The following is an 8,629-nucleotide window of genomic DNA, read 5'->3' as shown; positions in this document are numbered from 1 at the left end:
ACTAAAACGGGCGAGCATGGATGAAGCGTATATGCTCAAGGTTCTGGGCGCTTCTATTCCATTACAGTCTAGCCTTTCAGAGACGTAATTTTCTTGCGCTTACCCTGTATGAACACCCTGATGAGCTAGTAGGTCAAAACTGGCGGGTAATGTATGCACAGACAGAGATAGAACGCATTGAGCGAGATATTTTGCCTAAGCTGGAATATAAATGCTTTTGGCAAGGGGAGTTGAGGGGCATGCACAAAGATGGCTCAACTTTCCCCAAAAATGCCTCTCTAGTTTTGGATAAGAATGGGCTTATCACCTGCATTTCCCACAATGGAAGTAATTATGAACGCAGCGAAGGAGTGCTTCAGGCCAATGAAGCACGAGCTACCGCAGCCTTAGAGCAAGCAATGGTGGGCTTTGCCGAGACTGATATGCGGACTGGACAGTTTACGTTTATAAATCAGTGCTTTTGTTCAATGATGGGCTATTTACAAGCTGAATTATTGGAGATGACTGTCGCAGACATCACTGCGCCAGAGGATATTGGTGTATCGAGGGATTTGATTGCAAAGCTTTACTTGGGCCAAATTGATCACTTTACTCAGGAAAAGCGGTACCTACGCAAAGATGGAAGTAGCTTTGGGGCTGAAACGACTGTGTACGCCGTCAAGCCGGGAGGTGGAAAAGCGACACGCTGTCTGGCTTTGATCAAAGACATCCGCGAACGCAAACAGGCTGAAACCATTTTACAAAAACTGATTCTTGGAACCACAGACACCGCTGGGTCAGACTTTTTCGCCACATTAGTGACCTACATTGCTGAGGCTCTAAATGTTTCTTACGCCGTTGTGACTGAAATGATAGATGACACATTACAGACCATGGCGTTTTGGGCAAATGGTAACTTGCAACCTCCCTATAGTTATAAGTTAGCGCAAACGCCCTGCGAACAGGTCTTTCAGACGGGAAAGTATTATTGTGAATGTTCAGTGCAAGTTCTTTTCCCCAGCGATATAGATTTAGTCGAGCTGGAGGCAGAAAGCTATTTTGGAATTGTCCTCAATAATACTCAGGGACACCCCATTGGTCATCTGTATATCATGCATACAGACCGCATCCAAGATATCAAGCTGGCAGAATATATCCTTCGAGCTTTTGCAGCTCGTGCTGCTGCAGAATTGGAACGCCAGAGAGCGATGGCAGACCTTGCACTTCTCAACCAAAAGCTCGAAGCAAAAGTAGAGGAGCGCACTCAAGCCTTAATCAATACTCAGAAAGAAGTAGATATAGAACGCCAAAAATCAAATGCTCTACTCAAACAACTCAACCAAAAACTGGAAGCCAAGGTTGAGCAACGCACATCACAGCTAAAGGAGCGTGAACAGTTTTTGCAAACAGTTCTTGATACATCTCCACTTTCGATTTTTTGGAAGGATCTCAATTCAATATATCTAGGTTGCAATCATAAATTCCTCAGTTTTGCAGGGCTCACAACTCCAAAAGATATCGTTGGCAAAACAGATTATGACTTACCTTGGGCTGCCACTGAAACCGAAGCTTACCGCACAGACGATCGGCAGGTGATGGATTCTGACACAGCCAAGCTCGGGATCATTGAAACTCAACTCACTGCCAATGGTGAACAGATCTAGCTGGAAACCCATAAACTGCCTCTCCATAACTTAAAAGGTGAGGTTATCGGTGTGTTAGGAACCTATCAAGAGATCACCGCTCGCGTTCAGGCACAGCAAGAACTTCAACAACTCAATGAAGAACTGGAAGCCAAAGTAGAGGAGCGAACTAAGGCTTTAAATATGACCCAAGCAGCTGTCAATTTTGCTGCTGATACAGTTTTTTTGATTCGCCCAGATGGTCAGTTTCATTACGTGAACGATACTGCCTGTGCACAGTTGGGCTATAGCCGTGAAGAACTACTAACGATGTCAGTCTATGACCTTGATACCAACCTCACTGCTGATGACTGGCCACAGATCTGGGAAAAGGTGAAACTCAAGTCGACCATGACCCTGGAAGCAATGATGCAGCCTAAAACAGGGAACGCTTATCCGGTTGAATTTAATACTCGTTATCTAGAGATGGATGGTGAGGCATATAACGTTGCCTTCGTTAGGGATATTACCGAACGGAAGTTGGCTGATGCAACCATACGACGCCAAAATACTTTCCGAAAAAAAATTCTAGAGAACATGGCTGAAGGACTATTCGTCTGTCATCAAATTAGTGATGCTCCTTTCATCCACTTCACCGTCTGGAATCAACAAATGCAAGCGCTGACGGGCTATACCCTTGCAGAAATAAATCAACTTGGGTTTGGTTTGCATCCTAATCCTGATGATCAAGTGAGAGCGATGACCCGACTTAAGCAGATGCATCAAGGTATCAACATAATTGGCGAGGAATGGGACATTCAACGAAAAGATGGTAATCGACGCACAATTGCTCTTGCAGCCTCAGTTCTCTTTGATAGTGACGGACAATCTTCTCTCTTAGCTTTAGTTCAAGATATTACTGAGCGAAAGCAAGCTGAGGTAGAACTGCAACGTACCAATGAAGAACTCGTTCGGGCTACCCATCTAAAAGATGAATTTCTAGCCAACATGAGTCACGAATTACGGACCCCCCTCAATGCCATTCTCGGGATGACTGAGGGGTTACAAGACAATGTCTTTGGTCAGCTCCACTTCCGACAACTTCAACCCCTTAAAATTATTGAGAGCAGCGCAACTCATTTACTAGAGCTGATTAATGACATTTTAGATGTTGCAACAATTGAGTCTGGTCAGATTACCCTAGAACTTTCTCCCGCCTCTATTTCAATTATCTGTCAATCAAGTTTGGCCTTTATCAAACAACAGGCCTATAAGAAATGCCTTCAGATCGAGGTGAAAATACCTCCCGATTTACCCACCGTAAGCTTGGATGAACGACGTGTTCGACAGGTATTGATCAACCTACTCAGCAACGCGGTTAAATTTACACCTCCGGGAGGGAAAATAACCCTTGAAGTTGATCTCCGCAGGCAGTACAGAAATTCCCATCCCCCAGCAGTAGAGGGCAATAAACAGGAGGCGCTACTTCAATCATTATCGAGGCCGACACTACAAGAAATTGATAGTTTAGGTCTGGACGATTGTCTGGGAGAAAAAGACCACCTCATTATTGCCGTGCGTGACACAGGTATTGGGATTGCTCCTGAGCATATGCAATTCCTGTTTCAGCCTTTTGTGCAGGTGGATAGCTCTCTTAACCGCAAATACGAAGGAACAGGGTTAGGGCTTTCTTTAGTCAAGCGCATTGTTGAACTCCATGGTGGATACGTAGATGTGGTGAGCGAGGTAGCTATGGGTAGTTGTTTCACAGTTACCTTGCCCTGTGTGGTAGAAATTAGTTCTCTGGATCAACAGACAACTCTGAATAGTGTCGACAGTGGGGACAGATGGATTTCACAAACAAAATCTCCACTCATCCTGCTAGCTGAAGATAACGAAGCAAATAGCATTACGATTTCCAGTTATCTGCAAAGCAAAGGTTATCGCATTAAGGTGGCGACCAATGGATACCAGGCATTGGAACTGGCTCAGTCTGAACCCCCTGATTTAATTCTGATGGATATACAAATGCCAGAAATGGATGGTCTAGCAACCATGCAGCTCATTCGCAAAGATTCTAGGCTGGCTGATGTCCCAATCATTGCCCTAACAGCTTTCACAATGGAGGGTGACCGAGAACGATGTTGTGAAGCAGGCGCTAATGAATATATTTCTAAACCTGTCCAACCCAAAAAACTGGTCAACGCTATTCAATCACTCCTAGATTTCGTGGATCATTCAGCTCCTAGTTTTCCTTAGCTGTTCCGTTGTCTTTATGATGAGTTGTGGTTGGGCTTACCCAATCATTTCGGGTTTCTAGCTGAACTACAAAATGAAATCCGTTTGAAATGGCATGCTGTTCACGCCTACTTAGCAGGTTAGAACTCCTAACCAATAAAGGGGTTAAGTATGGACATTGTTAATAGACCAGTGCCTATTATCGGAGCAACTCCCCTTCATGGTCTTGGTTTACCAAGACAACTATTTCACCCTATCTAGCAGCATCTTTTGGTAACGCCCCAGAGCTGTTAGCGGAAAATGCTGTTGGTAGAGGTGATATTTCAGATAGAAATGGCCAGGAAATCCTGTGCCAGTGAAATGGTCTTCATCCCAAGTGCCATCGATCTTTTGAGTAGTAGTGAGATAATTTATGCCTCGTTCCATCGCTGCATCGGCATAAGTCGAAGTGGCTTCCCCTGCGGCCAGCAATCCAATCAGAGCCCAAGCCGTTTGGGATGCTGTGCTGGGACCTTGGCCTTTCAGTTTAGGGTCATCATAGCTCTCACAGGTTTCTCCCCAACCGCCATCGGTATTTTGACAGCTCACCAACCAGGCCGCGGCTTGCTTGATTTCAGACTGCCAATTCTGAGGATCCATCAACGCTAGGGCCGCCAACACGCCGCTGGTGCCGTACACGTAGTTAACCCCCCAACGTCCAAACCAACAGCCCTCTGGTTCTTGCTCCGTGCGCAAATACCGTAGCGCCCGATTCACACTTTCCTGTCCGGTGGATTGGTGGCAGCGGCCAATCATTTCTAGTACGCGGGCAGTGACATCCGCGGTATTGGGGTCAATCATCGCTTTGAGGTCCCCGTAAGGCAGCGCATTCAGCCAATCTTGATCATTGTTAATGTCAAAGGCGGCCCACCCCCCCGGTCGGCATTGCATGGTCGCAATCCAGTTGACCGCTCGGGCAATGGCCGCTTTCTTCGCCTGTTCATCGGCAAGCTGAACTTCGGTTAAGGCCATCACCACGACCGCTGTATCATCCACATCGGGGTAAAAGCGATTGTCAAACTCAAAGGCCCACCCCCCCGGTTCGCCACCAGCATTTTTAACGGACCAATCGCCGTAGTCGAGAATTTGCTTGTCCAGCAACCATTCTCCTGCTTTGACCAACGCGGGATGATCAGGCGCTAACCCGGATTCAGCTAAACCTCGAACCACGAGGGCCGTATCCCAAACAGGAGAAATACAAGGCTGAATCCAATATTGATCGTCCGTTTCGAGGGCAAAGTTATCAACGGCAGCCAAGCCCCGCTCAATAATCGGATCATGGACATCGTATTCCAAAGCCTTGAGACCGAGTAAGGAATTGAGCATGGCTGGGATAATACCGCCCCAGTCCCCCGTCGCTTCTTGCCGTTCCAAAACCCAGCGTTCTGCGGCCCGGATGCCTTCTTCCCGAAACGGGATCAGATTCGTGGTTTCAGCAAATTTGAAGAGACCATCTAAATAGATAAAGGCATCGGTCCATTCATAGCTGAGAGGGAGGTCAAACTGGGCGCGATCGCGTCCTTCTACATACAGCTCATCCAGGTTAAATCTGGGTTCTACAGCATAAACGGGCTTGCGATCCATCACGATCAGCAGCGGTACGGTACTGCCACGTGCCCAACTGGACATTTCGTAAATGGTGAAGGGGAACTGCTCCGGCAACATCATCACCCAGGGGGGTAGGGAAGGAATGCCCCGCCACTCATAACAGCCAATCAGAGCCAAATGCAGCTTGGTAAACACCCGAGTGCGGCTAATGCCGCCATGCTCCAAAATAAATTGCCGTGCTCGCACCAGGGCTGGATCGTCCATCGGTACGCCTAAGAGCTTCAAGGCCATATAGGCTTCTACGGATACGCTGATTTCGCACCCGTCGTCGAAGTAGAGTTCCCAGCCGCCGTGGTCCCGCTGTTGCGATCGCAAATAGGTCTCCACTTTCTGCAAAGGCCGACTGCGATCCGTCCCCCAGATCTTATGCAGCAACACCACTTCGGAGGTGATTGAAACATTGGATTCTAGTTCTGCCCACCAGTAGCCTTTCTCATTTTGCTGAGTCAGCAGATAGCTTTGCGACGCTGCGATCGCAGCCTCAAGGGTTTTAGTATTCGCTCTGTCTTGAACAGGCATGGCGTTTGAATCAAGTCAACTTCGACGATAGTCGATTTATCTTACCGGATTCCGCCCAAGTCTGGTATCGCCGTGGTTCCACTCTCTAAGCTGGAACACATATAGGGTTGGCAGAGTCTTAGCAAGTAACTATTTCTCTAGCTCTGATTCCCTGAGTCCCCTATCTAAGCAGCAGCCCCCGACCATTTGTGTTCTCCCTCCAATACTGGAATGGTTAGGATTCAGCTTGGGTATGATGAGGGGGTGATGAATCCCTTGAACCGTTCTGCACTTATTTTTTCTGCACCCATTTTTTAGAGGCCAAGCTAACGACCCATGTCTAAATATTGTTCAACCCCTGCAAAACGGATTGCACCATTAGCAGTGGGGGGGTTAGCAGCACTAGGGTCTGCCTTACCCAGCTATGCCGAATTCAAACCGCCAGGGGATTTAGATAAACCCGGAAACCGCCGAGGACTGGCAACACGAGCCATTGAGCCCCAGCCTAAACCATTGAATGAAAGTACCCCCCGGCGTCCTTCACGTTCTGCGCCTATTCCCTTACCCAGACCGGATGCTCCGCCCATATGGGAATTACCCGATGAACCTGCCACTCCCCCAGGACCGGGTCAGCCGAAAACTTGTGTTGCCAGTGGTCAACCCACCCTCACCACATTGGTGCCCAAAAGTAATATGGGCTTGAGTGCAACGGCTTTCCCCACCTTTTATTGGTTTACGCCCACCCACAGCTATCGAATCCTGCAGTTCAGTTTGTACGAGGTGGGGGCTGAAGGCCGCTCTAGGGAAGAAGTTTATTCCACCACGTTTCAGGCTTCGGGTAAAGCGGGGCTATCCAGAATTTCCATCCCGAACCAGGACACCACCCTCGCCTTGAAGCCAGAAACTGATTATCAATGGGTCGTGGGTCTCTTCTGTACCCGAAAAGGTCGTAATGGCATCATTGCCAATGGTTGGGTTCGCCATACCCCCCCTACTCAGGAAGTTGCCAAAACCTTTTCCAAGTCTAAACTCAAGGATCAGGCGGATGCCTTTGCAGAAGCAGGCTATTGGTATGATGCTGTGCAAGCCCTAGCTGCCGCTCGACGAGAAAAGCCTGAGGATAGGCGTCTCAATCAGACATGGAAAGCCCTATTTGAATCTGAGGTCGTTCAACTTTCGGAGATCGCTGCCCAACAGTAACGACGAGTTCAACATTCGACTTGAGGTCTTTACATTTTGAGGTCTTAACATTGGGGGTTCATCCTCAATCAACCAAGATTTGCACTTCCCACTCTGATGGTCTGATGTCGATCATGAGCCTCCGATCTACTCACGGTCGTCTCTCGAATGCATTAGATTGAAGTGACCGAACTGAGGATGTTCCAACGCCTAAGATGAGATGAATCAAGATCTGGACAAGAACAAACGTTATTGGCAACGCTGGGGACTGCCTGGACTAACGCTCCTGACACTTATTTGGTGCCTTGGTCTTTTGGGTATCGGGGTTTGGCAATGGAAGCGACATACTGCAGGCTCCGAGGTAACCCCCACTTCCCCCCAGCAGCCTGCTTTTAAGTCTGTTCAGAATGTCCCAGTTGGTACATTTCGCTATGGAGGCAGCCCTGTATGGGCCCCCATTCGACTCTTGGTGGACGCTACCATTCAAGCCGAAAGACGAGAGTTCCAGTTGCGTCACGTGGCTTCTGGTCAGGCTCGTGACAACTCAAACACAGGTATCCAGATGCTTTTGGCGGGTCAATTAGACTTTGTTCAATCTGCACGTCCGCTGACTGAACAAGAGCGGCAATTGGCCAAGCAACAGGGCTTCCAGCTCCTAGAAATTCCTGTGGCTATCGATGGTTTGACCGTAGCAGTCCACCCTGATTTACCCGTTGCAGGGTTAACGGTTGACCAACTCCAGGCCATTTATACCGGACAAATTGATAATTGGCAGGATGTCAATGGACCTGACCTTCCGATCATCCCCTATTCACAACCCTTAAGGGCGAATAGTACCGTCAACCTCCTGACAGAATCTGTCCTTCAACAAGCGTCCTTTGCCAGTCGGATTCAATTTGTGTCCACTACAACTGAGGCCCTACGGAAGGTTGCTCGTCATTCCGGTGGGATTTATTATGCTTCTGTCTCCGAAATTTTGTCCCAATGTACTGTAAAACCTTTGCCTCTGGGACTTCAAACCGATAACTTGATTCCCCCTTACCAAGCGCCTTTAACGCCAATCAAACAATGTCTTGCCCAGCGACCGACCGTTAATTCCAAGGTGTTTCAGTCGGGTCAGTATCCTCTCACTCGCTACCTTTACGTCATCATCAAGCAGAATAATCAGATCGAAGAAAGAGCAGGACAAGCGTACGCTCAATTATTATTGACTGCCCAAGGACAGGCAATGATGGCCCAAGCTGGCGTAGTTCCACTGCGCTAAGGCACCCACTCTGCAGTTATCCACCCCATAAATTGCGATTAAAGCAATTCATACGTCAAAATAAGGGTTGGACTCTTCTACGAAAGATTAATCCAATCAACTGTTCCTTTGGGGATGACAAGGTACTTCAAATCTAGAGTCAGCAGTAGATAGGGCAGTGTGATTTCAAAGAAAATAGGGTGGCCGAAACGACTACCCTATC

5 protein-coding genes are annotated in these 8,629 nt (G+C 48.0%); 4 read left to right on the top strand and 1 reads right to left on the bottom strand.

Annotated elements, in window-relative coordinates; translation table 11 throughout:
* Positions 1-20: 20 nt before the first annotated feature.
* Positions 21-1,643 carry a PAS domain S-box protein gene (locus tag Q0991_RS05755; protein ID WP_366524902.1) on the top strand — a complete coding sequence of 541 codons (1,623 nt, stop codon included), beginning with the start codon at positions 21-23 and terminating at the stop codon, positions 1,641-1,643.
* A 51-nt stretch (positions 1,644-1,694) separates the two neighbouring features.
* On the top strand, positions 1,695-3,860 hold the full coding sequence (locus tag Q0991_RS05750) for a PAS domain S-box protein (RefSeq protein WP_299486335.1): 2,166 nt from the start codon (positions 1,695-1,697) through the stop codon (positions 3,858-3,860).
* Positions 3,861-4,082: 222 nt separating this feature from the next.
* Here Q0991_RS05750 and shc read toward each other — a convergent pair whose 3' ends face one another.
* Complete coding sequence (gene shc, locus Q0991_RS05745) at positions 4,083-6,005, bottom strand: squalene--hopene cyclase (protein ID WP_299486333.1); 1,923 nt, start codon at positions 6,003-6,005, stop codon at positions 4,083-4,085.
* A gap of 315 nt (positions 6,006-6,320) precedes the next feature.
* On the opposite strand from shc, the gene Q0991_RS05740 reads away from it, so the two are divergent.
* Together Q0991_RS05740 and Q0991_RS05735 are read left to right on the top strand one after the other, a co-directional pair.
* Positions 6,321-7,184: a DUF928 domain-containing protein gene (locus Q0991_RS05740; RefSeq protein ID WP_299486331.1), complete on the top strand. Its 864-nt coding sequence runs from the start codon at positions 6,321-6,323 to the stop codon at positions 7,182-7,184.
* Between the two features lie 199 nt (positions 7,185-7,383).
* Positions 7,384-8,427 carry a substrate-binding domain-containing protein gene (locus Q0991_RS05735; protein WP_299486329.1) on the top strand — a complete coding sequence of 348 codons (1,044 nt, stop codon included), beginning with the start codon at positions 7,384-7,386 and terminating at the stop codon, positions 8,425-8,427.
* Positions 8,428-8,629: the final 202 nt, after the last annotated feature.

The organism is Acaryochloris sp. IP29b_bin.137 (genome assembly GCF_028285745.1).
Taxonomy (GTDB): domain Bacteria; phylum Cyanobacteriota; class Cyanobacteriia; order Thermosynechococcales; family Thermosynechococcaceae; genus Acaryochloris.
The sequence above is the reverse complement of the archived record's forward strand: the minus strand, read 5'-3'. Positions and strand labels throughout refer to the sequence as shown.

What these genes read in the sequence shown, in the direction of transcription:
- Q0991_RS05755 (WP_366524902.1), top strand. Translation starts at nt 21, where the DNA reads ATGAAGCGTATATGCTCAAGGTTCTGGGCGCTTCTATTCCATTACAGT.
- shc (WP_299486333.1), bottom strand. Translation starts at nt 6,005, where the DNA reads ATGCCTGTTCAAGACAGAGCGAATACTAAAACCCTTGAGGCTGCGATC.
- Q0991_RS05740 (WP_299486331.1), top strand. Translation starts at nt 6,321, where the DNA reads ATGTCTAAATATTGTTCAACCCCTGCAAAACGGATTGCACCATTAGCA.
- Q0991_RS05735 (WP_299486329.1), top strand. Translation starts at nt 7,384, where the DNA reads ATGAATCAAGATCTGGACAAGAACAAACGTTATTGGCAACGCTGGGGA.